Source organism: Rhodococcus sp. NPDC057135 (assembly GCF_042670865.1).
Lineage (GTDB): Bacteria > Actinomycetota > Actinomycetes > Mycobacteriales > Mycobacteriaceae > Rhodococcus_F.
On sequence record NZ_JBHUUU010000005.1, the window covers coordinates 1 to 23,849 of the forward strand.

23 protein-coding genes are annotated in these 23,849 nt (G+C 63.0%); 10 read left to right on the forward strand and 13 right to left on the reverse strand.

Annotation, left to right across the window (positions count from 1 at the left end):
* Positions 1 to 24 precede the first annotated feature (24 nt).
* Complete coding sequence (locus tag ACFT1A_RS10690) at positions 25 to 1,041, reverse strand: nuclear transport factor 2 family protein (RefSeq protein WP_378446978.1); 1,017 nt, start codon at positions 1,039 to 1,041, stop codon at positions 25 to 27.
* Positions 1,042 to 1,166: 125 nt separating this feature from the next.
* Here ACFT1A_RS10690 and ACFT1A_RS10695 point away from each other — a divergent pair, with 125 nt between their 5' ends.
* The 3 genes from ACFT1A_RS10695 (at position 1,167) to ACFT1A_RS10705 (ending at position 3,736) form a co-directional block, all read left to right on the forward strand.
* Positions 1,167 to 1,583: a DUF3151 domain-containing protein gene (locus ACFT1A_RS10695; protein ID WP_042452165.1), complete on the forward strand. Its 417-nt coding sequence runs from the start codon at positions 1,167 to 1,169 to the stop codon at positions 1,581 to 1,583.
* Positions 1,570 to 2,715, forward strand: coding sequence for an FUSC family protein (locus tag ACFT1A_RS10700; RefSeq protein ID WP_317552631.1), 1,146 nt, complete (start codon positions 1,570 to 1,572; stop codon positions 2,713 to 2,715). Before ACFT1A_RS10695 ends, ACFT1A_RS10700 begins: the two co-directional genes overlap by 14 nt.
* A gap of 91 nt (positions 2,716 to 2,806) precedes the next feature.
* Positions 2,807 to 3,736, forward strand: a complete 930-nt coding sequence (locus ACFT1A_RS10705; protein WP_003944295.1) for a cation diffusion facilitator family transporter — start codon at positions 2,807 to 2,809, stop codon at positions 3,734 to 3,736.
* Here ACFT1A_RS10705 and ACFT1A_RS10710 read toward each other — a convergent pair.
* The gene (locus tag ACFT1A_RS10710) at positions 3,726 to 4,190 is read right to left on the reverse strand and encodes a pyridoxamine 5'-phosphate oxidase family protein (RefSeq protein ID WP_378447264.1); all 465 of its coding nucleotides are present in this window, start codon (positions 4,188 to 4,190) and stop codon (positions 3,726 to 3,728) included. The genes ACFT1A_RS10705 and ACFT1A_RS10710 overlap by 11 nt on opposite strands.
* 64 nt (positions 4,191 to 4,254) lie before the next feature.
* Here ACFT1A_RS10710 and ACFT1A_RS10715 point away from each other — a divergent pair, with 64 nt between their 5' ends.
* Entirely contained in the window at positions 4,255 to 5,199 is a 945-nt protein-coding gene (locus ACFT1A_RS10715; protein WP_378446979.1) for a helix-turn-helix transcriptional regulator, read from the forward strand.
* A gap of 4 nt (positions 5,200 to 5,203) precedes the next feature.
* Here the strand turns inward: ACFT1A_RS10715 and ACFT1A_RS10720 are convergent, their stop codons facing one another.
* Positions 5,204 to 6,145 (reverse strand): DUF808 domain-containing protein, encoded by a 942-nt coding sequence (locus ACFT1A_RS10720; protein WP_378446980.1) that lies wholly within the window; start codon positions 6,143 to 6,145, stop codon positions 5,204 to 5,206.
* Positions 6,146 to 6,385: 240 nt separating this feature from the next.
* Between ACFT1A_RS10720 and ACFT1A_RS10725 the strand changes: the two genes are divergently transcribed.
* Positions 6,386 to 7,042, forward strand: a complete 657-nt coding sequence (locus tag ACFT1A_RS10725; RefSeq protein ID WP_378446981.1) for a class I SAM-dependent methyltransferase — start codon at positions 6,386 to 6,388, stop codon at positions 7,040 to 7,042.
* A gap of 27 nt (positions 7,043 to 7,069) precedes the next feature.
* On the opposite strand, the gene ACFT1A_RS10730 is transcribed toward ACFT1A_RS10725, so the two are convergent.
* Entirely contained in the window at positions 7,070 to 8,239 is a 1,170-nt protein-coding gene (locus ACFT1A_RS10730) for a thiolase family protein (RefSeq protein WP_378446982.1), read from the reverse strand.
* Positions 8,236 to 9,651, reverse strand: coding sequence for an MFS transporter (locus tag ACFT1A_RS10735; RefSeq protein ID WP_378446983.1), 1,416 nt, complete (start codon positions 9,649 to 9,651; stop codon positions 8,236 to 8,238). Before ACFT1A_RS10735 ends, ACFT1A_RS10730 begins: the two co-directional genes overlap by 4 nt.
* Positions 9,652 to 9,709: 58 nt before the next feature.
* On the opposite strand from ACFT1A_RS10735, the gene ACFT1A_RS10740 reads away from it, so the two are divergent.
* Together ACFT1A_RS10740 and ACFT1A_RS10745 are read left to right on the forward strand one after the other, a co-directional pair.
* Positions 9,710 to 10,207 (forward strand): winged helix-turn-helix transcriptional regulator, encoded by a 498-nt coding sequence (locus tag ACFT1A_RS10740; protein ID WP_378446984.1) that lies wholly within the window; start codon positions 9,710 to 9,712, stop codon positions 10,205 to 10,207.
* A 94-nt stretch (positions 10,208 to 10,301) separates the two neighbouring features.
* A complete protein-coding gene (locus ACFT1A_RS10745) occupies positions 10,302 to 11,540 on the forward strand; it encodes a DUF222 domain-containing protein (RefSeq protein ID WP_378446985.1) in 1,239 nt (412 codons plus the stop codon).
* 85 nt (positions 11,541 to 11,625) lie between these two features.
* Here ACFT1A_RS10745 and ACFT1A_RS10750 read toward each other — a convergent pair whose 3' ends face one another.
* The 3 genes from ACFT1A_RS10750 to ACFT1A_RS10760 all read right to left on the reverse strand — a co-directional run bounded on the left by ACFT1A_RS10750 (position 11,626) and on the right by ACFT1A_RS10760 (position 13,626).
* On the reverse strand, positions 11,626 to 12,114 hold the full coding sequence (locus tag ACFT1A_RS10750) for a GNAT family N-acetyltransferase (protein ID WP_378446986.1): 489 nt from the start codon (positions 12,112 to 12,114) through the stop codon (positions 11,626 to 11,628).
* A 70-nt stretch (positions 12,115 to 12,184) separates the two neighbouring features.
* Positions 12,185 to 12,955: a site-2 protease family protein gene (locus ACFT1A_RS10755; protein WP_378446987.1), complete on the reverse strand. Its 771-nt coding sequence runs from the start codon at positions 12,953 to 12,955 to the stop codon at positions 12,185 to 12,187.
* Positions 12,952 to 13,626, reverse strand: a complete 675-nt coding sequence (locus ACFT1A_RS10760) for a hypothetical protein (protein WP_378446988.1) — start codon at positions 13,624 to 13,626, stop codon at positions 12,952 to 12,954. The genes ACFT1A_RS10755 and ACFT1A_RS10760 overlap by 4 nt, the downstream gene beginning before the upstream one ends.
* Before the next feature lie 282 nt (positions 13,627 to 13,908).
* On the opposite strand from ACFT1A_RS10760, the gene ACFT1A_RS10765 reads away from it, so the two are divergent.
* Positions 13,909 to 15,198, forward strand: a complete 1,290-nt coding sequence (locus ACFT1A_RS10765) for an adenylosuccinate synthase (RefSeq protein WP_003944351.1) — start codon at positions 13,909 to 13,911, stop codon at positions 15,196 to 15,198.
* 52 nt (positions 15,199 to 15,250) lie between these two features.
* On the opposite strand, the gene ACFT1A_RS10770 is transcribed toward ACFT1A_RS10765, so the two are convergent.
* Complete coding sequence (locus ACFT1A_RS10770) at positions 15,251 to 15,721, reverse strand: hypothetical protein (RefSeq protein ID WP_378447265.1); 471 nt, start codon at positions 15,719 to 15,721, stop codon at positions 15,251 to 15,253.
* A 45-nt stretch (positions 15,722 to 15,766) separates the two neighbouring features.
* Entirely contained in the window at positions 15,767 to 15,997 is a 231-nt protein-coding gene (locus ACFT1A_RS10775) for a hypothetical protein (protein ID WP_378446989.1), read from the reverse strand.
* Between the two features lie 61 nt (positions 15,998 to 16,058).
* On the opposite strand from ACFT1A_RS10775, the gene ACFT1A_RS10780 reads away from it, so the two are divergent.
* The gene (locus ACFT1A_RS10780; protein WP_378446990.1) at positions 16,059 to 17,534 is read left to right on the forward strand and encodes a PLP-dependent aminotransferase family protein; all 1,476 of its coding nucleotides are present in this window, start codon (positions 16,059 to 16,061) and stop codon (positions 17,532 to 17,534) included.
* A 47-nt stretch (positions 17,535 to 17,581) separates the two neighbouring features.
* Positions 17,582 to 18,685 carry a class I SAM-dependent methyltransferase gene (locus tag ACFT1A_RS10785; protein ID WP_378446991.1) on the forward strand — a complete coding sequence of 368 codons (1,104 nt, stop codon included), beginning with the start codon at positions 17,582 to 17,584 and terminating at the stop codon, positions 18,683 to 18,685.
* Positions 18,686 to 18,744: 59 nt separating this feature from the next.
* Here ACFT1A_RS10785 and ACFT1A_RS10790 read toward each other — a convergent pair whose 3' ends face one another.
* From ACFT1A_RS10790 to ACFT1A_RS10800, 3 genes are all read right to left on the reverse strand, one after another.
* Positions 18,745 to 19,845 carry a CaiB/BaiF CoA transferase family protein gene (locus tag ACFT1A_RS10790; protein ID WP_378446992.1) on the reverse strand — a complete coding sequence of 367 codons (1,101 nt, stop codon included), beginning with the start codon at positions 19,843 to 19,845 and terminating at the stop codon, positions 18,745 to 18,747.
* A gap of 107 nt (positions 19,846 to 19,952) precedes the next feature.
* Complete coding sequence (locus ACFT1A_RS10795; RefSeq protein ID WP_378446993.1) at positions 19,953 to 22,019, reverse strand: ABC transporter ATP-binding protein; 2,067 nt, start codon at positions 22,017 to 22,019, stop codon at positions 19,953 to 19,955.
* Complete coding sequence (locus tag ACFT1A_RS10800; protein WP_378446994.1) at positions 22,016 to 23,749, reverse strand: ABC transporter ATP-binding protein; 1,734 nt, start codon at positions 23,747 to 23,749, stop codon at positions 22,016 to 22,018. The genes ACFT1A_RS10795 and ACFT1A_RS10800 overlap by 4 nt, the downstream gene beginning before the upstream one ends.
* Positions 23,750 to 23,849 lie beyond the last annotated feature (100 nt).

The window sequence follows — 23,849 nt, forward strand, 5'->3', positions numbered from 1 at the left end:
GGCGCGCATTTTCTGTTCAGGTGCCTACTTGCTGGGGTCGCAAACCTTCCACGTGCCGTCCTGGCGCTCGAGGTCGAACGTGCGCCACGACTGCTCGCCGGTGCTCGGCAAACTTGCCTGGACCTGAGCGATCGCGGTGTCGTCGGTGATGCGAACAGCGTCGACGGCACCGACCTGCGGGATCGTCTTCTGCGCGACGGCATTGTCGTGGACCTGAGCGAACGCAGTGTCGGGAATGGTCCGGTAGTACTCGCCCAGCGCTCCACACGTCGACGTTCGCAGAGTCGCCAGATCGCCGGTTTGCAGTGCGTCGACGTACGTCGAGATGGCGGTCTGAACCTGCGCCTCGGGTGAGCTTTCGCCGCTACCGCTGTTGGACGAGACGAAGACTGCGATGCCGATTGCCGCGAGGACGGCGACGCCGGCCGCAGCCGCCGCGATGTACCAGCCCTTGCCGCTGCGCTTGGTCTTTTCCGGCGCGGCAGGCTCGATGCGAGTCGGCATCGGCTGGGCCGGAGGCGGGGTTGGCGCGACGCCTACTCGTTGAGGAGCGGCGCGCTGCGGCTGTGGTGTCGGAGCTCGAGGGGGTGTCGGAGCTTGCCGGGGTGTCGGAGCCTGCCGGGGTGGTGGTGTCGGCTGCGCGACTTTCGGAATCGCGACGGTTGCCGGCTCCGGTTTCGGCTGGGGTGTCGGTGCTGCTGTTGCTTTCGGTGCTGCTGTGGGTGTTGCCGTTGCTTTCGGGGCCGGAGTTGCCTTGGGGATCGCGACGGTTGGCGCACTCGCTGCCGTACCTTCGCCGTCCGCTTTCGGTGCCTTGCTTTCGGCGTCTGCCTTCGGTGCCTTGACTCCGGGGTCCGCCTTCGGTGCCTTGACTCCGGCGTCCGCCTTCGGTGCCTTGACTCCGGCGTCCGCCTTCGGTGCCGCCGAGCCCTTGCCTGCCTTCTCGATCGCCACAGTCGCAGGTTCGGTCGGGGCCGACTTCTCCGGCGCACCGTTCGGGGCTGCGCTCTTTTTCGAGTTGTCGTCTTTCGAGTCCGGCACGGGTAACCCTTCGGTCTTATGCAGCAATGACCATGTCAGGGTAACGACCGGTATGTAGCCTGCATAACTCCGACCGTCGGCGAGGCGGTCCTGTGGCGGAAAGGTGTAGCGGGCACAATGAGCGCATGACCCAATTCGGTGACCTGCTCGGACCCAAGCCCACTCTGCTTCCCGGCGACGACGACGCGGAATCGGCACTGCTCAACCACGCTGACCCGGCCCAGGTCGCGGCCGACCATCCCACTGCCTCTATTGCGTGGGCCTACCTCGCCGAGGCTGCCCTGGACAAGGGCGAAACCATTACTGCCTACGCCTACGCGCGTACCGGCTACCACCGCGGACTCGACCAACTGCGCCGTAACGGTTGGAAGGGTTTCGGTCCCGTGCCCTACAGCCATGAACCGAACCGTGGCTTCCTGCGTTGCGTTGCTGTCTTGGCAAAGGCCGCGAAGACGATCGGTGAGGCCGACGAGTACGCGCGTTGCCTCGATCTGCTCGAAGACTGCGATCCCAACGCCGCCGAAGCGCTTGGCCTCGGTTAGCAGTTTCCGTCCGAGCCGGGCCGGCATCAAGGACCGTGCTCGCAAATCGGTGCGTCGGCTTCAGACGTCGGCGCTACCGATCATTCAATGTGCCTTGGCGGCCGGATTGGCGTGGTGGGTTGCCACTACGGTGATCGGGCACCATGCGCCGTTCTTCGCGCCCATTGCCGCCGTGGTCTCGCTCGGTCTGTCGCTGGGCGCCCGGTTGCGGCGCTCGTTCGAGTTGGTTGCGGGAGTCACGGTCGGTATCGGAATCGGTGACCTGATCATCTCCGGTATCGGGAGCGGACCGTGGCAGATCAGTTTGGTCGTCGTGCTGGCGATGTCCGTCGCGGTGCTTCTGAACAGCGGGCCGATTTTCTCGATGCAGGCCGGAAACTCGGCAGTGCTGGTGGCGACGCTGATCCCACCGGGTGGCAGCGGCGGGCCCGATCGCATGATCGATGCCCTGGTCGGTGGTCTGGTGGGCATCGCGGTTGTCGCGATCATCCCCACCCATCCGGTCCGACGCGCACGCAAGGATGCTGCATCGATTCTCGGAACAGCTTCCGAGGTACTGCAATTGGTGGCAGACGGGCTTGTTGCCAACGATCCGGACCCGATCGTGAAGGCGCTCCAGAAGGCGCGCGCAACCCAAGGTGCCATCGACGGATTGCGCACCAACCTCCTCGGCGGGCGCGAAATCAGCCGGATCTCCCCGCTGTACTGGAACAGTAGACCTCGCCTCGAAAGGCTCATGGCGACAGCCGATCCCATCGACAATGCGTTGCGCAATATTCGAGTGCTCGCGCGTCGTTCGTTGACGTTGGTCAGAGACGACGAGATTCTCGATCCGCGTCTGGTGGCTCAGGTCGAGCGTTTGTCGAAAGCCGTCGAAGTGCTGAAGGACATGATCCTGGCAGAGCCGGGGGAGCAGCCCGATCAAGCCGAGGCAGCACGTGTCCTGCGCTCGGTGGCCAAGGAATTGAAACCGGCGATAGTCGAGAACGCGGGCCTGTCCTCGACGGTGGTGTTCGCCCAGATTCGATCGTTGGTGGTCGACCTCTTGCAGGTTGCAGGCATGAAGCGCATTTCGTCGATCGCCACTCTGCCGCCGACTGTGCCGCACCCGGCGTACGAGCCGGATCACTGACCTCTGCCCTTTCCCGCTCACTGAGCAACTCATTGTATGTATGCGAATGTATGCATATGCTCTGAGAAGGACTTGGGAGGGAACAGGACAAATGGGAGCAGGGCACGGCCACTCACATGGCCACTCGGCAGCAGATTCGGTCGGCGTGGGACCGTCACCGCAGCGCATCAGAAAAATGGCGATCGCACTTGCGATCCTCGTCGCGTTTCTCGTGCTCGAAGCCACGGTCGGCATCCTGATCAACTCGTTGGCTCTGCTTGCCGACGCCGGTCACATGCTCACCGACGTGGTGGGTATGGCCATGGGACTGACCGCGTTGCTACTCGCGAAGAAGGGCAGCACCACCGCGGCCAGGACCTTCGGTTGGCATCGCGCCGAAGTGTTGACCGCCATGGCCAATGCGGTGATGCTGCTGGCCGTCGCGGCCTGGGTCTTCTACGAGGCAATCGGCCGGATCGGAAACGAACCCGAGATTCCGGGCGGCGCCCTGATCATCACTGCGGCTGCCGGTTTGGCCGCGAACATCGTCGTGATGCTGATGCTGCGCGGCGACTCCAAGGACAGCCTGGCGGTGCGCGGCGCCTACCTCGAAGTGCTTGCCGACGCCGTCGGTAGCGTCGGTGTTCTGATCGCCGGTGGCCTTGTCCTGCTGTTCAACTGGACATGGGCGGACGTCGTCGTCGGTGTTCTCATCTCGCTGTGGGTGGTGCCGCGTGCGATCAAATTGGCCGCAGCATCGCTGCGCATTCTGACGCAGGCGTCGCCGGCCGACGTCGACGTCGAAGCCGTCGAGGCCGACCTGGCCGCGCTGCCGAGCGTGATGGGTGTTCACGACCTACACGTCTGGACGCTCACGACCGGAATGGACGTTGCGACGGTCCACCTGACCAGTGACGCGAATTCATCGAACGTTCTGGAATCCGCGCGCACCGTCCTCGAGAGTCACGGTCTTTCCCACGCCACCGTCCAGGTGGAATCGTGTGCCAACGGCGAGCATTGCGAGAAGAACGTCACTTGGTGAAGCGGGTGATCTCCTTGCCCGGCTTCCAGAGGTCTACGTACATGTGCTCGTCGTCGACAGTCGTGTGTACCACCTCGTCGATGTCGAGAACGAAGAGGTGCAGGGGTTTCGGAACCTCGTAGGTGTAGCTTGCCAGCACGGCTTCGAACTCGTCGCCGGTCACCTCGCGTGCGGTTCCGGCGATCTTCGCATCGCCGCCTTCCATCGTGTGCTCGCCGGGATTGCTGTGGAGGGCGTAGCGCCCGTCGCGGATGAGGTCCTTCGCCTTGAGCGCGCCGAACATCGAACCGAGCACCAGACGCCCGTCGAGGATTTCGACTTCGGTGCCGCTGACCCTCGGTGAACCGTCCTTGCGCAGCGTTGCGAGGACGTGATGCTTGTGGGCCTTGAATCGCGCTTGGACCGCGTCGGCGAGGGCGGGCACTTCTTCGGAGAACTGCTTCCAGGTGACCATGACGGTCATTGTGCACCCCTATTCCTGACAAGTTCTGTCAGTGATTCTCGGTAATGTTCGCGTCATGAGATCCGCGCGGTTGCTCCAACTCATGTTGCGTTTGCAGGGCAGTCGTGGCGTCGTTGCCGATCAGTTGGCCGACGAGTTCGGTGTATCGGTGCGAACGATCTACCGCGACGTGGCCTCGTTGTCGGCTGCCGGCGTGCCGATCTGGACCGAGAGCGGACCGGGCGGTGGCATCCGTCTGCTCGACGGTTGGCAGTCCAAGCTGTCCGGCATGACGGACGACGAGACGTCCGCACTCATGTTGTTGGGCGTGCCGTCCATCGCTGCGGATCTCGGGCGATCCGACGCCGTCGGCTCGGCGGGGGCCAAACTGCTCCGCACCCTGCCCGGCCCGCTGCGCGAGAGCGCGCGCTTGTGGCAGGACCGAATCCTGGTGGACGTCCCAGGCTGGTTCGGCGGCGTCGACGACATTTCAGCGCTTCCGATCGTCACATCTGCCGTGCTCGACTCGCGTCGGCTGCGCTTCAACTATCGCGATCGTGAGCGGACGGTCGAACCGCTGGGGTTGGTCATCAAAGCCGGCGTTTGGTACCTCGTGGCGGGTTTGAACGGACGTACGCTCTCGTTCCGGGTCGGCCGCATAAAAAACGTCGTGATAGAAGATGATTCGTTCGCCCGGCCGGTGGATTTCGACCTGTCGTCGTGGTGGGCGGCGTCGATGGCCGAGTTCGACCGGTCGCTGCTCCGTTTCCACTGCCGGGTGCGGGTGTCACCCGAGGGAAGGCGCCGATTGCCCGATGTGGTGGGAGAGCTTGCCGCTGCAGTCGAAGTGGGACCAGAGGACGACGACGGATGGGTGAGTGCCGAGCTGAAACTCGAAAGCGAAGATGTCGCGCTCTCACAGTTGATCGGGCTGGGATCGGACGTCGAAGTGCTCGAACCCTCGTCCTTGCGTGACGGGATGCGCACCGTGGCGGAGCGGATGCTGCTCCGCCACGGCTAGGTGATCAGGCCGTCGCAGAACGCTTTGCCAGCAGACGGGTAATGCCTAGCTGAGCTGCAACGATGATCGCGCCAACCACCAGGCCAAGCGCTGCCGACGCAAGTGTGTTGACGATCCACGCCAATACACCGCCGACTCCGGCGATGTCACTGACTGCTTCTTCGCCATGATGAACGGCGTCGTAGAGCGGGTGGAAGCCCAGTTCGTCGATGCCGACCAACAGGATGTGGCCGCCGACCCACAGCATCGCGGCGGTACCCACCACCGAGAGCACCGACATCACGTGAGGCATGCCGCGAACCAGGCCTCGGCCGACCTTGTGGGTGAAGCCCGACGACGTCTCGGCGATCCTCAAGCCGATGTCGTCCATCTTCACGATCAGTCCGACGACGCCGTAGACGACCACGGTGATGACCACGGCGACGACGGCAAGAATTACCAACCGGCTCCAGAAACCTTCGCCCGCGATGGTGTTGAGTGCAATCACCATGATCTCGGCGGACAGGATCAGGTCGGTGCGCACGGCGCCCGAAACCACAGCCTCTTCGTCGCGAGGATGCTCGTCGGCCGTTTCGTGGTGGTCACCGTGGCCGAAGATTGCACCCCAGATCTTGTGCACTGCTTCGTAGCTGAGGTAACAGCCGCCGACCATCAACAGGGGAGTCAGCAGCCAGGGAAGGAACTGACTGAGCAGCAGAGCGATCGGCAGAATGATCAGCAGCTTGTTGCGCAGTGATCCGATGGCGATGCGCTTGATGATCGGCAGTTCGCGTTCGGCCGCGAGCCCGCGGACGTACTGCGGTGTGACGGCTGCGTCGTCGATGACTACGCCTGCAGCTTTTGCGGTCGCCTTACCGGTTGCGGCGGCGACGTCGTCGATCGAGGCGGCTGCCATACGAGCCAGGGCTGCCACGTCGTCGAGCAGGGCGAAGAGTCCGCCGGCCATCACAGACCTCCAGTGGAATCAGTGGAAAAAGGTGGCCGGACCGAACCGGTGACGCAATTACTTGATCGCACGAGGTCTCTATCCATGATCGTCGTAGGTGAGGTCAGGTCACCTGGAACGATACCGGGGGCATCCGTCATGGACGACCTCGCTCGGTCGGTTGCCCTTCGTCACGAAAGGTCTTCCCGACCCGGTGCTCGCATGTAAGACTGCACAGAAGATCGATCGAAACGGGGCACTATGCGTGAACCAGACACTGCACAGGTCGCCAAGACTTTCGACGCAATGGCGGCGCACTACGACCGACAGATCGGGCGCTTCGAACGCTTTGTGCTCGGTGACGCCCGGAAATGGGCTGTCGACCAGGCGCATGGCCGCGTGGTCGAGATCGCCGTCGGTACCGGGCTGAACCTGCCTCTCTACGGGGATGACGTCGATTACGTCATCGGCGTGGACATCTCGAGTGCGATGCTCGATCAGGCCAGGGTCAAGGTCTCCGAGGGGGTGAAGACCGAAGTCGACCTACGTCTCGGCGACGTGCAAGCACTCGACGTTCCCGACGAGTGCGTGGACACGTTGGTATCCACGTACGCCTTTTGCACGATCCCCGATCCGGACCGAGTTGCGAGTGAAGCATTTCGGGTCCTGGTGCCTGGTGGTCGATTCGTTCTCGCGGAGCACGGGCCGAGCAAGAACGTTGTTGCGCGCACGTTGATGAAGGCCGTGGAACCGCTTTTCGTTCGGTTCGGTGCTGATCACCTCACCCGCGAACCGGTCGGATACCTCGAAAACGCCGGCTTCCTGATCGACGAGGTGCAGCGCAGCGGACGGGGCGGAATCGTGTTTCGGGTGGTGGCGAGGAAGCCGGATCCTGAATGGACGGCCCTCGGACACTGATGTCCGAGCACCGTCCATGGAGTTTGCTCAGCCCAGGCGCTCCAGGATGGTCGCGTTGGCCAACCCACCTGCCTCACACATGGTCTGGAGCCCGTAGCGCGCGCCGCGCTGTTCCATCGCATTGACCAGGGTGGTCATGATCCGCGTTCCACTGCCGCCCAGCGGGTGACCGAGTGCGATGGCGCCGCCGTGGACGTTCACCTTGGACAGATCGACGCCGGTATCCGCTGCCCACGAGAGGACCACTGGGGCAAAGGCCTCGTTGACCTCGAACAGATCTATGTCCGAGGCCGTCAACCCCGCGCGGGCCAGGACCTTCTGGGTAGCAGGGATGACCGCGGTGAGCATGTACAGCGGATCGTCGCCGGCGACGGCGAAGCTGTGCAACCGTGCCTTCGGGGTGAGGCCGAGTTTCGCGGCGATCTCACTGGTCGTGATCATCACCGCCGAACTGCCGTCCGAAAGCGGGCTGCTGTTTCCCGCGGTGATGGACCAGTCGATCTGCGGGAATCGCTGTGCGTAGTAGTCGGATTCGAAAGCAGTCCGCAGACCGGCAAGGGTCTCCACAGTGGTGCCGGGGCGGATCGCTTCGTCGATCGAGAGCTGCGGGAGAGTGGCGAGTTCCTTGGTGAAGTAGCCACTTTCGGTTGCCAGCGCGGCTTTTCGATGACTTGACGCCGAGAACTCGTCCAGTTGGGTACGGCTCAGTCCCCACTTGGCGGCGATCAATTCGGCGCTGATTCCCTGCGGAACCAGACCGTCCGGGTAACGCTCTTCGAAACCTACACCGAGTGACTCACGCCCGACGCTGCTCGAGCCCATCGGCACTCGGCTCATCGACTCGACTCCGGCAGCGACGACGATGTCGTATGCCCCGGCGATGACGCCCTGAGCGGCAAAATGAACCGCTTGTTGGCTACTTCCACATTGTCGGTCGACGGTGGTCCCCGGAACCGACTCGGGGTAGCCGGCGGCAAGAAGTGCAGTGCGAGTGACATTCTGGCTTTGTTCGCCGACTTGACTGACCGCACCGCCGATGACGTCGTCGATCAGTGCGGCATCGATTCCGGTTCGCTCTACCACCGCTTTCAGGCTGTGGGCGAGCAGGTCGACGGCATTGATGCCGTGCAGTGCGCCGTTGGCCTTTCCCTTGCCGATCGGAGTGCGAACGGCTTCGACGATAACTGCGTCTCTCATGACAAATTCCTTTCAGGGATGGCGGATTCAGCGGGGACAACTGGGGTGGGTGCAGCCGCTGGGGTCATTCCCAGCGATGCCAGCGCGGAGGCAAGCGCGACAGCGAAGATCACCCACCAGGCTTGACGGAAGGTGTCAGGGTCGACGGAGGAGCCGAGAACCGCGATCAGAACGCTCACGCCGAGAACGGTTCCGATCTGTCGGCTCATGCTGACGATTGCGCTACCGGTGGCTGATCGGGCCGGCGCCAGATCTGCGGTGGCCTGGGAGAGAATGGTCGGGAGGGCAAGGCCGACACCGATTCCGGCGATGATCCAGCCCGGCAGGAGTCCGGTCGCGTAGTTGGGCGTTGAATCAACCGAGACGAGGACAGATACCGTTCCGGCGGCCCACAGAATGCTGCCGAGTGCGGCGACGCGTCCGGCCGAGTACCTGCGCGAAAGCGACCCTCCGGCGATCGCGAACAGCGGAACCAGAAGCGGACCCGGCGAGACGGCGAAGCCGGTTCGCAATGCCGAGTATCCCCAAACTTCCTGCAGCCAGAGGATGTTCGAGAGCAGGCCGGCGGCAAATGTCGCGCTGAACAGGATGGCGGTGACGTTGGACCAGGCAAATGAGCGGATCTTCAGAAGGTCGGGAGCAATCAATGGAGTGCGATGGCGAGAGTTGCTCCACCAGAACGAGAGTAGGGTGACGGCGGCGACGGCGAAGGCGATCAGAACGCGGCTGTCGGTCCATCCCCAGTCCGGACCCTGGACGAGAGCGAGTGCAAGAGAGCCGATTCCGACCGTGAGAAGGGCAGCGCCGAAGAAGTCGATTCCGGCATCGGTGTCTTTGTGTGTCGTATCCGGGACGAGTCGGACTGCCAAGTAAAGCAATACGATCCCCACCGGAACGTTGATCAGGAAAACCCAGCGCCACGACGCTTCGACGAGAATCCCGCCGACGACAGGGCCGAATGCCGCTGCTGCCGCACCGGCCGCCGCCCAGATGCGCACGCCGGATTGGCGTTTCGCAGCCGGGAGTGCACTGATGAGGAGGCCGAGGCTGGCCGGGGTGAGCGCTGCGGCGCCGACTGCCTGGATGATGCGGAATGCCACCAGTGCCCACAATGACGGACTGAAAGCGCAGGCGGCGCTGGCGAGTGTGAACAGCGCGAGGCCGGCGATGAAGGCGCGCTTGTGTCCGATCCTGTCCGCCCAGCGTCCGAGGGGTATCAACAGCGCGGCGTAGACGATCGCGTAGCTGTTGAGAATCCAACTGAACTCGCCGAGCGAGTGACCCGGGTAGCTCTTGGCGATGTCTCCGAAGGCCACGTTGACCACAAAAAGATCGAGGCTGGCGACAAACGGCGCCCCCGACAGTATGGCGAGGAGGGGCCCTGTCCGCACCTGCTGGCTATGAAGTTCCATAGTCAGCAATCTAGACTCTGGCTATGGTTATGGCAAGCCAGGGGGTATGGTGAATTGCATGGACGCTGTACGACTGACCGGGGTGCTCGAAGATCGCGACGCCTGGCGGGCCACGCACTGTTCGATCGGACGGGCCATGGAGGTGGTCGGCACTCGCTCCGCAATGCTGATTCTGCGAGAGGCCTATTACGGCACAACCCGTTTCGACGACTTTGCGTCGCGAGTCGGCATCACCGAGGCGGTTGCGTCGGCGAGGCTGAAAGCACTCACTGAGGCGGGCCTCTTCGAGCGTGTGCCGTACAAGGAACCTGGAAAGCGGACGCGGCACGAGTACGTGCTCACCGAGAAGGGTCGTGACCTGCTGCCGGCAGTTCTTGCGCTGATGCAGTGGGGGGACAAGTATCTGCACGGCGGAAAAGGTGGACCGTTGGAGGTGGCGGACGACGCTACCGGCGAGCGCGTTCGCGTCGAGGTGCGCAGTGAGTCGGGACGTGAAGTGCCTTTGGGGGAGTTGCGGGTATCTGTCAACAAATCGCGCGGGCGGTTGCGCGAATAGCGATGCATCTCAACAGCTCTCGAGCTGTTGGTCTGTTTTGAAGTTGTCCGTTATGTCTCTGGTTATCGAAAGTATGTTCGATTAAACTTTCGGTATGGACAGTCGGGAAGCGTGGCAGCTGGATGGTGAGGGCCTCAAGAGTGAGGTTCTGGATCTGGTGCGCGTCCGGCACGAGTTGCAGTCGCGGATGGTGTTGCTGATCGTGGAGATGTTTTCCCGGGAGTCTGTGGTCGGGAAGGGTTTTCGGGCGATCGCGCAGTGGTTGCACGGTTCGACGAATGTGGAGATCGGTGAGTGCAGCCTATTGGTCAGTCTGGCGCGGTTGCTTCTGCTCGAACCTGTTGTGGCGGATGCGTTCCACCGCGGCGATGTGGATGCGTTGAAGGCACGTCAGGTGGCGTCGTTTTGTCAGCATCCGCCGAAAAACATGACGCCGACGGATGTGGACAAGGCCCGCGGGATTCTGCTTGGCCTGGCGTCGAAGAACATCGCGGATTGTGATGCGGTGCGGGCAGCGATCCGGCGGATCGAGAAGCAGTACGGCAAGCGTGAAGACGGCGTTCCGGTGGGTGAGGATTCGGAGCGTAACGAGTTCTATGCCTCGAAAGGCTTGTACGGGCGGGTCAGCGTGAAAGGCGATCTGGATGCGGTCAACGGGGCCCGTCTGATCACGTTGTTGTCGAGTTTGTCGGCGCCGACGCCGGAGAAAGACGGCGTCAAAGACACCCGCACTCCGGCGCTACGGCGGGCGGATGGGTTTTGTGAGTTGTTGCGGCGGTACGAGCGGGCGGGGTTGGGTCCGATCGAGGGCGGGGTGAAACCGCACATCACGGTGACTGCGTCGGCGAAAGACATGACCGATATGCAGGCTTTGAAGGATCTACTGCCGTCGACGGAGGAACTCGGGTTCGCGTGGACGGATTGGGTGGGCCCGGTCAGTATCGACACTGCCCGGATGTTGGCCTGCGACTGCACGGTCACCCGGATTTTGTTGGACGAGAATGGTGTTCCGCTCGACTGCGGCAAGGAAGCAAGGACCGCGACGGTTCCGCAGCGGCGGGCGTTGGCGGTGCGTGATGGCGGGTGCGCGTTTCCGGGGTGCGGGGCACCGTCGGGGTGGTGCGATGCTCATCATATTGTTCACTGGAATGATGGTGGCCCAACGGATCTCGACAATCTGATCTTGTTGTGTGGTCGTCATCATCGGACACTGCACCGCACGCAGTGGCGAGTGGAGATAGGCCCGGATCGGAAAACGGTGTTCTACCCCCCGATGTCGATCGATCCGTTCCAGCATCCGATCGATGGGAACAGTCCACCGACAGCGGCGTGAACCTCCACAACTGAAGACGCGAGCACCGGGGCACAATCATGCCCCGGTGCTCGAGCCTGTGTTCTGGAGTCTTGGTGGCTGGGCGTCAGCTCAGTGACTTCTTGAACCCGACATGGGAGGCGACAAATCCGAGTCGCTCGTAGAAGTCGTGAGCTTCCTTGCGAGTTTGATCCGAGGTGAGCTGCGCCAGGAAGGCGCCGCGCCGGGCACCTTCTTCGCAGGCCCAGCGGATCATCGAACTGCCGATGCCCTTGCTACGGAAGTCCTCGTGCACGCGAACGGCTTCGATCTGCAGTCGCGTCGCGCCCATCCGGCTCATACCCGGAATGAAGGTCAATTGCATTGTGCCGATGACAGCGTCGCCGACAAGAACTGTGACGAGGAGTTGCGCCGGATCCTCGTCGATTCGTCTGAACGCGTCCTCGTAGATCATTCGGGCCTCGGGGTTGGTCGTCTCCCGAGTGCTCCCGATCGGGTCGTCGGCGAGCAAGTCGATCAGTGCTTCAACGTGTCGAATCTCGGCCCGCGTGAGGGTGTACTCCACTCCGCCGGACTGAAATGACGTCGCAATCATCGATGCTCCCCTGAAGAAGAATGAATGTCTGAAATGTCAGACTCTCACGAGTCTCCTCCAGCGCACTCGATCACGTCCAGAAACGCATGAGGGCGTTACCGAGCATGGCGTAGTAGTCGGACACCCCGCTCAATTCGAAGATCCAGTAGATCGCGTCGAAGAAGACGACATTGATCTGCGGGACAAACAGGAGCGCAACCAACAGGAGCAGCCCGTACGGCTTGAACTGTTCGAGTTGGTGCCGTGTGTTGGGTGCGAGGTACGGCTCCAGCGCGTTGTAACCGTCCAGACCGGGGACGGGGAGCAGGTTCAAGACTGTTGCCATGACCTGTAGGAAGGCAAGAAAACTGAGGCCGGCCCAGAACGTCAGATGCTCGGCCCCTGAGCCGTACGTACGTATGACGACGAGGAGGATCACCGCGGCGACGGCGTTCGTGAACGGACCGGCGAGCGATATTCGCGCTTGCACCTTGGGCGGGAACATCCCGGTGCGCAGGTACACGGCGCCGCCGGGAAGCCCGATGCCGCCCAACGCGATGAACAGCACCGGCAGTCCGATGGAGAGCATCGGATGGCTGTACTTGAGCGGGTTGAGCGTCAGGTAGCCACGAGCCTCGACGTCGGTGTCTCCGTGACGCCACGCCAGATACGCATGGGCGAACTCGTGCAAGCACAGCGTGACCACCCAGCCGGCAACCACGAGGACAAAGACACCCGCGCGGCCCGCGATGGAACCCCACGTCGAGTTCCAAGCGACGACTCCGGCAATGACGGTGACGGCAACTACGCCGAGGAAGACGGGGCTGGGTCGAACCGCCGACCGTGCTGCTCCGGTTCTCACCTGACCAACAACCAAGTCTTGTCGTGCCGGTAGAAGGTCGAACGCTTGAGATCGCGCGGGTTGGGCACACCGTCGCGAACCAGTCGCGCTGCCGGCGAGCCCAGCTGAATCGCTCGACCTTCCAGCCAGCGTCGTCCGCCCCATCGACTCTTTCGATCGACAGATGCCTTGATGCCGGGGAGCTTGGGGCTCGGCACGATCCGGATGCCGGGGACTGTGCCGGAGAACAGTTTGTTGTCGTCGACGTAGGCCTCGCCGATCAGTTCGGCGGCGTCGGCTGGACCCGTGACGGTTGCTGCGCCGACCAGCGCGATTCCGGCGTCGTCACGAATGAGCGGCACGGTGTGGACTGCGCCTTTCAACGCCGTGCGCGCAGCCCGTGCACCGGTCGCGAGTTTGTACGCGTCGGTTGCATCGGACCTGTTCTCGGTGACGTAGGCGAGTTCGACGTGGAGTCGCTCGAGTCGCATCAACCGCGTCAATGCCGCGGCAAACGCGCCGTCGTTGCCCACGACGATCAAGCGCGGCTCCGTCACGACCTGCAGTTGGGACAGTGCCTCGTCGAAGTCTTGCTTCTCCGGAAGCTCGGGGACAGTGAACGACGTGAGTTCACCCAGGGGGAGTGGAACCGGCGAATCGCCACATTTGAGCACCACAGGGGTCAAAGCCACTCCTAGCTCGATCAGACTTCTTCTCGGGTAGTGGGACCTCGCCACCCTTCCCCGAAATGGCCGTCCGAATCACTGCCGACGATCTTAGTGCGAGTGTCTGTGTCGACTCGCAATCGTGATGGTCACCGGCCAAATTCTGGACCGTCAGGTCTGGTCTGGTGCTCTGGGCTAGACTGCTCCTTCGGTCACTGCAACAGTTCGGCGCTGCATCATGTGCGCGGAAGCCAGGCAGTACCAATGCGGCGGGACAACTGCTGCACGTCGACCGTAGGAGACAACGTCATGCCGGCAATCGTCCTGATCGGCGCCCAGTGGGGCGACGAAGGTAAGGGCAAAGCTACAGATCTACTGGGCGAGCAGCTTCAGTGGGTCGTGCGATACCAGGGCGGTAACAACGCCGGACACACCGTGGTTCTGCCGAACGGTGACAAGTTCGCACTGCACCTCATCCCGTCCGGAATCCTCACCCCCGCCGTCAACAACGTCATCGGTAACGGTGTCGTCGTCGACCCGGGTGTGTTGTTGACCGAATTGGCAGGCCTGGAAGAGCGCGGCGTGGACACGTCCCGCCTGCTGCTTTCTGCTGATGCGCACCTGATCATGCCGTACCACGTGGCCATCGACAAGGTCACCGAACGCTTCCTGGGAGCGAAGAAGATCGGCACGACCGGCCGCGGTATCGGCCCGTGCTACCAGGACAAGATCGCCCGTGTCGGTGTTCGTGCCGCGGACGTCCTTGACGAGAAGATCCTGACTCAGAAGGTCGAAGCAGCACTCGAATTCAAGAACCAGGTGCTGGTCAAGATCTACAACCGCAAGGCACTCGACCCGCAGCAGGTCGTCGAAGAGGTACTGACGCAGGCCGAGGGTTTCAAGCACCGCATCTCGGACACGCGCCTGGAACTCAACCTCGCCCTCGAGCGCGGCGAGACCGTTCTGCTCGAAGGTTCGCAGGGCACTCTGCTGGACGTCGACCACGGCACGTACCCGTACGTGACCTCGTCCAACCCCACTTCGGGTGGCGCGGCAGTCGGTTCGGGAATCGGTCCCACCAAGATCACCACGGTCCTCGGAATTCTGAAGGCGTACACGACGCGTGTCGGTTCCGGCCCGTTCCCGACGGAGCTGTTCGACGATCACGGTGCATACCTGGCCAAGCAGGGCGGCGAGGTCGGTGTCACCACCGGACGCGCACGTCGCACAGGATGGTTCGACGCTGTCATCGCGCGTTACGCGACGCGCGTCAACGGCATCACCGACTACTTCCTCACCAAGCTGGACGTGCTGAGCAGCCTCGACACCGTGCCGATCTGTGTCGCGTACGAGGTGGACGGTGTCCGCCACGACGAAATGCCGATGTCGCAGAGCGACATTCACCACGCCAAGCCCATCTACGAAGAGATGCCTGGCTGGTGGGAAGACATCTCGGAGGCTCGCACCTTCGAGGAACTGCCGCAGAATGCGCAGAACTACGTGCTTCGACTCGAAGAGCTCTCAGGTGCGTTCATCTCCTGCATCGGTGTCGGCCCCGGCCGCGACGAGACGATCGTCCGGCGCGAGATCGTCCGCTAGTTCGCTTCGTCGAAATCCCCGTTCCTGCAAGCAGGAACGGGGATTTCGTGTTTCAAGCCAACTTCGACAGGTGTGCGGTGACGGTCTTCCAGTCGGGAAACTTGGTGGTGCCGAACTTGATCCACTCACCCTCGAATCGGTCTGCACCGTTTGCTCCGCGGTCGTCGACGAGGAAGTCGCCTCGGTTGAGGTGCTTGTGGTGCGAGAGGATCAGTCGTTTGTACGCGACGCTGCCCTCCTCCATTCCGAGGTGCTCTTGGACCCACAGAACCTTGTCGTGCCAGGCTGTGGCGTTCTTCCACGGCGCTGTCGAGAGGATGTAGGTGTCGAACTGCTGCGCCAGTTGGTGGTAGGCGTCGATAGCACCTTCGAGGGGGTCCATCCGAGAGAAGATGTGCGGCGCCTCGTCGAGGTCGTTCTTGTACTTTTCTCGGACGCTGTCGGTCAGGCGATCGATGCCCGACTGGAAGTTGACCAGGGTGTTGTCGAGGTCGATGTAGAGAATCTTCTTGGAAGCCGGTATGGAAACCCTCTCTGGAGACTTTCTGGGTACGCAAAGAGTCCAGTTTTATGGAACTGGACTGAGATCAGTGAATTCTTCCCCTTGATCACAATCGCACAGAGGTCTGACAGGGTTGTTCTCGCAGTCTGCAGTCGCGTCATGGAAGATACCGCCGAGGGGTGCTGCCAGGCGAAACTGCTCGACGCGAATGTAGGTACCTTCACCTTCGGCGGGTGCAAAGAAGTAGACGAGTGCCACGAAGAGGCCGATGCCGATGAGGGTTGCGAAGGTAGTCATGGACATATGATCAACTCGACTGGTATTGAAATACATAGCCAAGTTGTCGATACTGGACTGCATGATGACCCGAGTTCTTGGTGCCCGTTCACTTGCGCGTGATCTCGGCTCCTGGCAGGAAGAGTCCGGACGCAGGCCCGCGTACCGTGCGCTTGCCGACGGTATCCGCCTGCTCGTGCACGACGGTCGCGTTCCGCTCGGTGTCGCGCTGCCCAGTGAGCGCGAACTTGCGACGGTGCTCGAACTCAGCCGGACCACGATCACGTCGTCGTACTCGGTGTTGCGCGACGAGGGGTACCTGATCAGCCGGCAGGGCTCGCGAAGCACGGTGGCCTTACCGGCCGGTGCTCAGCCCAACGGGTTGATGTTCCGCTCTCATCAGCCGGGGCCCAGTGGACCCGTCGTCGACCTCAGCTATGCCGCGATGGCAGCTCCCGCGGCTCAAGTCGAACTCGCGTATGCGTCTGCGCTGCGGGAACTTCCGAACTACCTGCCCACACACGGGATGGAACCGGTCGGAATCGGCGACTTGCGCGACGTGATCGCGCAGCGCTACACAGCGCGAGGTCTGCCCACCACCGCCGAGCAGATCATGGTGACCTCGGGCGCGCAGCACGCGCTTCGGTTGTTGCTCTCGGTGCTCACCTCGCCCGGCGAGCGAGTGCTGGTCGATCATCCGACGTATCCCAATGCGCTGGAAGCAATTCGGCGAAACGGTGCTCGACCGGTCCCGGTACCGGTACGGCCGGAATTCGCGGCAGCCGGAGCCTGGGACCTCGACGGGATTCGAAGTGCAGCAAGGCAAACCGCTGCCAGAATGGCGTACCTGATTCCCGATTTCCACAACCCGACCGGACTCTGCATGGATTCTGCCGGGCGCGCCGAACTTGCGAAGATCGCGCACGAAACGCGGATGACTCTGGTCGTCGACGAGACGATGGTGGACCTGTGGCTCGACGCACCACCGCCGGCGCCGGTCGCCTCGCACGGGCGAGGCGCCGCGAAAACCGAAGTGGTGACGCTCGGTTCGACGGCGAAGTCGCTGTGGGGTGGACTGCGTGTCGGCTGGATTCGCGCCGACGCCGCGCTCATCACACAGTTGGTCGGAGCGCGTGCCGCGATCGATCTCGGTACTCCCGTCATGGATCAGCTTGCGGCCGCCTACCTGCTCGCCGACGACCGCTCGCTCCTCGAACAGCGTCGCGAAGTTCTGCGCGAACAGCGCGCGGTACTCCTCGGTGCGGTGGCCGAGCGTCTGCCGGACTGGCGCCCCACCATCGGCTCCGGCGGAATGTCGGTCTGGATGCGTATGTCGGCGCCCGTCTCGACGGCATTGGCGGCGGTGGCACCCAACTTCGGAGTGCTCCTCGCTGCCGGCCCCCGTTTCGGCGTCGAAGGCGCGTTCGAACGATTCATCCGCGTGCCGTACGCGCGTTCTCCTGAGGACCTCATTCGCGGCGTTGCATCCATCGCCGCTGCATACGACACTCTCGCGACGGATCGCGACACGGCCGACCAACGAATGGTCGTCGTCTGAGAACTGGGTACACACACTGAAAGAGGTGTGAAACCAGGAGGTCAGGCATGACGGTCGTAGACGGTACAGGCGCAGCGGGAACCAGTGCGGCGGAGGCGCTGGCAGAGCGATTGTTCGCGGCTACACTCGGCGCGTCGGAGCTGCAGGCTGTGTATCTGGGCGACCGGCTGGGCTGGTACCGCGCGCTGAGTGATTACGGCCCGCTCACGTCGACGGAGCTGGCGGACCGGACGGGGACCGTCGAAAGGTATGCGCGGGAGTGGCTCGAGCAGCAGGCCGTGGCCGGATATGTGGACGTCAATTCGGATGCCAATCGTCGGTACAGCCTGTCGCCGGCCCACGCCGAAGTGTTGGTCGATGACGAAAACCTGCTGTTCCTGACGCCGCTGGCGAGGCTGTTCGTCGCGACGACGGGGTCGATGCCACGTCTACTGGACGCCTATCGCCACGGCGGTGGAGTCACGTGGGAATCGATGGGACCCGACGCTCGCGAGGGCCAGGCACTGCTGAACCGGCCGATGTATCTGCAGCAGCTCTGTCAGCAATTCCTGCCGGTAGTCACCGACCTGCATGCCGTTCTTTCGGACGGCGGGCGGGTCGCCGATCTCGGAATGGGGGAGGGCTGGTCGTCGATCGCGCTCGCCCTCGGCTACCCGAAGATCGAGGTGCACGGCTTCGACGTCGACGCAGCCTCGGTGAACGCCGCCCGTCGCAACGCCCATGATCGCGGGGTGGAGGACCGCGTGCATTTCTCGTTGGTCGACGTTGCCGGCCAAGCTCCCGAGACCGGCCGAGCCGATGCCGGGACCTACGATGCCGTCTTTGCTTTCGAGTGCCTGCACGACGTACCGGATCCGGTGGGATTTCTGTCCACGGCTCGGGCGATCGCCCAGCCGGGCGCTCCGGTGATCGTGATGGACGAACGAACGGCGGATGCGTTCGATCCCGAGGCGGGTCCGATCGAGCAATTGCTGTACGGCTTTTCCCTGACCTGTTGCTTGCCGGACAGTCTTTCGCATCCGGGGAGCATTGGCACCGGGACGGTGATGAGGCACTCGACACTCGAAAGCTATGCCAAGGCAGCAGGTTTCGAGCGGGTGGACGTGCTGCCTATCGAGCACGAGATGTTCAGGTTCTACAGGTTGGGCTGACGCCCCGTGCGCGGTTGAAGAGTCCCGAGGCTCCTTAACCGCGCACGGGGCCGAAGGCCCTAGGTCCAGACCGTGTCGATATCCGTCGCCTCACGCGCCGGGGCGGCGGGCGTCGTGGTGGGCGTGCGCGAGAATCGCGGCGCCGGTGCATGCTGGGTGACGCCGTCGAGCTCGATCAGCGAACCGCGGGCCGCGATGTGTTCGTTCGACGGTGCCTCGGCGAACGTCAGGACCGGCGAGACGCAGGCGTCCGTGCCGAGGAAGATCTTGGCCCACTCGTCGCGTGTCTTGGACAGGAACTTTTCGGTGAAGAGCTTCTTCATGTCGTCCCACTTGGACGTGTCCATCTGATGGGGGAGCGTCGCGGGATCGAGTTCGAGGCCCTCGAGCAGCAGTGCGTAGAACTGCGGTTCGATGGATCCGACGGCCATGTACTTGCCGTCGGAGGTCTCGTAGGTGTCGTAGAACGGGGCACCGGTGTCGAGGAGGTTGACGCCGCGCTCGTCGGACCAGACGCCGCGACCGCGGAATGCCCACATCATGTGTGAGAGCGCGAGAGTGCCGTCGACCATCGCCGCGTCGACGACCTGGCCCTTACCGGACGTCGAGCGCTCGACGAGAGCCGACAGAATGCCGAAGATCAGGAACATGGAACCGCCGCCGAAATCGCCGACCATGTTGAGCGGCGGAACGGGGCGCTCACCCTTGCGTCCGATGGCGTTGAGGACACCGGTCAGTGAGATGTAGTTGATGTCGTGACCGGCGGCGTTGGCGAGCGGGCCTTCCTGGCCCCAGCCCGTCATGCGGCCGTAGACGAGACGCGGATTGCGCTCCGACACCACGTCGGGTCCGAGTCCCATACGCTCCATGACGCCGGGGCGGAAGCCCTCGATGAGGACGTCGGCGCGGTCCAGGAGATCGAGCACCTTGGCGACGTCTGCCGGGTCCTTCAAGTTGGCCTCGACGATGCGGCGGCCGCGCTTGATCTGGTCGGTTGCGTTCGAGTCCTGCGGAATCTGCCCTGCGCGCTGCACGATGACGATGTCGGCACCCATGTCCGCCAACAGCGTCGCGGCGTGCGGGCCCGGTCCCAATCCAGCGAATTCCACGATCCGAATGCCCGCGAGCGGGCCCTTCTTCTCCACAGCTTCTGCAGACACACGCACTCCCAATTCAGACGGTGACAACACTTCTGACCCGACGGTAACCTGTCGGATCGATCAGGTGTGCTCCGGGGCACTGTGTCCGCCGAGGGAGGCGCCGATCACTAGACGGCGGCACCCTCGAACTGGGCGTTGTAGAGACGGAAGTAGGCGCCCGCTGCTGCGATGAGTTCGTCGTGTGTGCCCTGCTCGACGATCTTGCCCGCCTCCATCACGACGATCAGATCGGCGTTGCGGATGGTGGACAGTCGGTGCGCGATGATGAAGCTGGTACGCCCGACGCGCAACGCGGACATTGCTTGCTGCACAAGTTGTTCCGTGCGTGTGTCGACCGAGCTGGTTGCCTCGTCGAGGATCAGCAGCGAAGGCTCCGACAGGAAGGCGCGGGCAATCGTGATGAGCTGCTTCTCGCCGGAGCTGATGTTCGACGCTTCCTCGTCCAGCACGGTGTCGTACCCGTTCGGGAGCGTGTGGATGAAGCGGTCGACGAAGGCGGCGCGTGCTGCTTCGTGGATCTCGTATTCGCTGGCGTCGAGTCGGCCGTACGCGATGTTGTCGCGGATCGTGCCGCCGAAGAGCCACGTGTCCTGCAAAACCATTCCGACGTGCTTGCGCAGGTCTGCGCGACGCATCTGCGAGATGTCGACGTCGTCGAGAGTGATTCGGCCCGAGTCGACTTCGTAGAAGCGCATGAGCAGGTTGACCAGGGTGGTCTTGCCGGCGCCGGTAGGTCCGACGATGGCGACCATCTGCCCTGGCCGAGCCGTCAGGTACACGTTCTCGATCAGCGGCTTGTCCGGCTCGTAACGGAAGGAGACGTTCTCGAACTCGATGTGACCGACGTTGCGATGGCGTCCGGCAGGCTCCGGGAGTAGCGGCACGTCGATGTCGGGTGACTGCTCGGGCTCGTCGAGAAGCTCGAAAACCCGCTCGGCCGAGGCTGCGCCAGACTGCAGACTCGTCGACATGGACGCGATCTGCGTGAGCGGCTGACTGAACTGACGTGAGTAGACGATGAACGCCTGAACGTCACCGAGCGACATGTTGCCGCTGGCGACCTTGAGTGCGCCGACCACCGCGAGCAGCACGTAGGTGATGTTTCCGACGAAGTTCATGACCGGCATGATCAGGCTGGAGAGAAACTGTGCGCCGAAGGACGCGTCGAGGAGTTTCTTGTTCTGCTCGGCGAATTCACGCTCGGCTTCGGCCTGGTGTCCGTACACGCGAACCAGATCGCGACCGCTGTAGTTCTCCTCGATCTGCGCGTTGATCTTGCCCGTCTCGGCCCACTGAGCCTTGTACAAGACCTGGGCGCGCTTGGCGACCCTGGCAACGAGCAGTACCGATACCGGCACGGCGATCAGCGCGATCAGGGCGAGCATCGGAGAGATGACGAACATCATCGTCAGGACACCGAGGACGGTGAGCACCGACGTCAGGAGCGAGGTCAAGGTCGACGACAACGTCGACGAGATGTTGTCGATGTCGTTGGTGACGCGGCTGAGGATCTCGCCACGCGGTGTCTTGTCGAAGTACGGAAGGGGCAGGCGGTGAAGCTTCGCCTCGACCGAGGCACGCAGGTTGTAGATGGTCTTCTGGACGATGATGTTGAGGAGGAATGCTTCCAACCAGGCCAGCAGCGACGAGAGCAGGTACACGCCGATCGCGAGCACGACGACGTTGCCGATGGCGTCGAAGTTCAGACCAACACCGGGAACGACGTCGGTCGAGTTGGCGACGAGGTCGGCGAAGGTCGAATTTCCTGATGCCCGGATCGCCTCTGCTGCCTGATCGCGGGTCAGTCCGGCCGGCAGGCTCTTGCCGATGAACCCGGCGAAGATGAGGTCCGTAGCGTGTCCGAGGATCTTCGGCACTGCGACGGAAAGTGCGATGCTGGCGATCGTCGCAACGACGACACAGCAGACTGCAAACTTGTGTGGCTGCAGAAGCGAGAGAAGCCGCTTCATCGTCGCCTTGAAGTGGCGTGGTTTGGTGTCCGTCGCGGTCAGCGCGGGCTTCGGTTCTTTGTCGGGATTTTCGGGGTTGCTCGACTTCGCCGCGCCGTCCGCGGATTCCGGTTCGTTCGGGATCTTGTCGAACACTACGGTCGGCGCATCGTCGAAATACTGGCTGTTGGGACTGCCCCATGTCGGGTCCTGCGGGCTGGTCATGCGCTCATCTCCGCGGGAATCTGGGAAGCCACGATCTCTTGGTAGGTCGGACAGTTGGCCAAGAGGAACTGATGGTCGCCGAGGCCGACAGGAGCGCCGTCCTCGAGGACCATGATCTGGTCTGCATCAATGATGGACGCGACGCGTTGCGCGACGATGATGACAGTCGAATGCGTCGAGACCGTACGAAGTTCGCGCCGGACTGCAGCGTCGGTGTGCATGTCGAGTGCGGAGAACGAATCGTCGAACACGAAGATCCGGGGTCTGCGGACCACAGCTCTGGCGATGGCGAGACGCTGTCTTTGTCCGCCCGAGAGATTGCCGCCGCCCTGGGCGATGGGTGACTCGAGACCGTCGGACAGTTCCCTGACGAAGTCGTCTGCCTGAGCGATGGTGAGGGCTGCCCAGATGTCGTCGTCGGTGGCCGTCGGGTTTCCGTAGCGGATATTGCTCGCGATCGTGCCGGCGAACAGGTAGGCCTTCTGCGGTACGTATCCGAAGTTGGCGAAGAGTTCGTCCTGATCCCAACCGCGGACGTCCAAGCCGTCGACCAGAACAGCGCCGGCCGTGACGTCGAAGAGTCGGGGGATGAGTGAGACCAAGGTCGATTTGCCGCTACCGGTACTGCCGACGATCGCGGTGACCGTGCCCGGCATGCATCGCATCGAGACATTCGACAGGACCGGCGTTTCTGCTCCCGGATACGTGAATCCGGCTCCTCCGAACTCGACAACACCATAGGGACTGGTCGGGCGCAGAGGTTGGGCGGGCGCAGGCACGGTCGGCTCGGTGTCGAGCACCTCCGTGATGCGGTCGGCGCACACGGCCGCGCGCGGAATCACGACGGCCAACATGGTTGCCATGACTACCGACATCAGGATCTGCATGACGTAGGCGAGGAAGGCGCTGATCTGACCGATCTGCATGTCACCGGTGTCGACCAGATGCGCGCCGAACCACAGCACCGCGACGCTCGACAGGTTGGCGATCAACATGACGGTGGGCAACAGAACCGCCTGGTACCGACCGATGAGGAGCGAGGTATCGGTCAGTTCCTTGTTGGCTTTGTCGAAGCGGATCGTCTCGTCAGGTTCGCGAACGAAGGCGCGAATGACACGCATACCGGTGAGCTGTTCGCGCAGTGATCGATTGATGTTGTCGATCCGCGTCTGCATCGTCCGGAAGTGCGGGATCAGCTTGGCGACCACAACCGAGACGGTGATGCCGAGCAGCGGGACCGAAATCGTCAGGAGCCAGGACATCTGCAGGTTCTCGCGCAGCGCCATGATGATGCCACCGATACACATCAGTGGGGCACTGACGAGCATTGATGACGTCAGCATGACCAGGGCCTGGATCTGCAGGACGTCGTTGGTGTTTCGTGTGATCAGCGTCGGCGCACCGAAACTGTTGAATTCGCGATCCGAGAAACTGCCGACGGCCTTGTAGAAGGCGCCTCGAACGTCGTGGCCGAATCCCATCGACGATTTTGCGGCCAGATAGGTCGACGCGATCGACGCGATGATCGACGCAAGCGAGACCAGAAGCATGATCCCGCCGGTGGACATGATGAATCCGGTGTCGCCGCGGGCGACGCCGTCGTCGATGATCCGCGCGTTGAGCGTGGGGAGGACCAACGACGCGATGGCCCCGAAGAGTTGAAGTGCGAGGACTCCGGCAAGCAACCAGCGGTAGGGCGGCAGGTACGCCTTGAGGAGTTTTGCTAACACGACGGTTCCCGGTGAGTTGCGTGGGTTGCCGCTCGTTCGCGATTGATCACACGCACACGGTATGACAGATCGCGGTCGAGGTCGGCACCGACTCTGACGA

Coding starts and splice junctions, on each gene's coding strand:
- ACFT1A_RS10705 (WP_003944295.1), top strand. CDS start 2,807: ATGGGAGCAGGGCACGGCCACTCACATGGCCACTCGGCAGCAGATTCG.
- ACFT1A_RS10750 (WP_378446986.1), bottom strand. CDS start 12,114: ATGATTGCGACGTCATTTCAGTCCGGCGGAGTGGAGTACACCCTCACG.
- ACFT1A_RS10745 (WP_378446985.1), top strand. CDS start 10,302: ATGGACAGTCGGGAAGCGTGGCAGCTGGATGGTGAGGGCCTCAAGAGT.
- ACFT1A_RS10695 (WP_042452165.1), top strand. CDS start 1,167: ATGACCCAATTCGGTGACCTGCTCGGACCCAAGCCCACTCTGCTTCCC.
- ACFT1A_RS10775 (WP_378446989.1), bottom strand. CDS start 15,997: ATGACTACCTTCGCAACCCTCATCGGCATCGGCCTCTTCGTGGCACTC.
- ACFT1A_RS10795 (WP_378446993.1), bottom strand. CDS start 22,019: ATGACCAGCCCGCAGGACCCGACATGGGGCAGTCCCAACAGCCAGTAT.
- ACFT1A_RS10715 (WP_378446979.1), top strand. CDS start 4,255: ATGAGATCCGCGCGGTTGCTCCAACTCATGTTGCGTTTGCAGGGCAGT.
- ACFT1A_RS10785 (WP_378446991.1), top strand. CDS start 17,582: ATGACGGTCGTAGACGGTACAGGCGCAGCGGGAACCAGTGCGGCGGAG.
- ACFT1A_RS10740 (WP_378446984.1), top strand. CDS start 9,710: ATGGACGCTGTACGACTGACCGGGGTGCTCGAAGATCGCGACGCCTGG.
- ACFT1A_RS10720 (WP_378446980.1), bottom strand. CDS start 6,145: ATGGCCGGCGGACTCTTCGCCCTGCTCGACGACGTGGCAGCCCTGGCT.
- ACFT1A_RS10725 (WP_378446981.1), top strand. CDS start 6,386: ATGCGTGAACCAGACACTGCACAGGTCGCCAAGACTTTCGACGCAATG.
- ACFT1A_RS10765 (WP_003944351.1), top strand. CDS start 13,909: ATGCCGGCAATCGTCCTGATCGGCGCCCAGTGGGGCGACGAAGGTAAG.
- ACFT1A_RS10730 (WP_378446982.1), bottom strand. CDS start 8,239: ATGAGAGACGCAGTTATCGTCGAAGCCGTTCGCACTCCGATCGGCAAG.
- ACFT1A_RS10780 (WP_378446990.1), top strand. CDS start 16,059: ATGATGACCCGAGTTCTTGGTGCCCGTTCACTTGCGCGTGATCTCGGC.
- ACFT1A_RS10710 (WP_378447264.1), bottom strand. CDS start 4,190: ATGGTCACCTGGAAGCAGTTCTCCGAAGAAGTGCCCGCCCTCGCCGAC.
- ACFT1A_RS10735 (WP_378446983.1), bottom strand. CDS start 9,651: ATGGAACTTCATAGCCAGCAGGTGCGGACAGGGCCCCTCCTCGCCATA.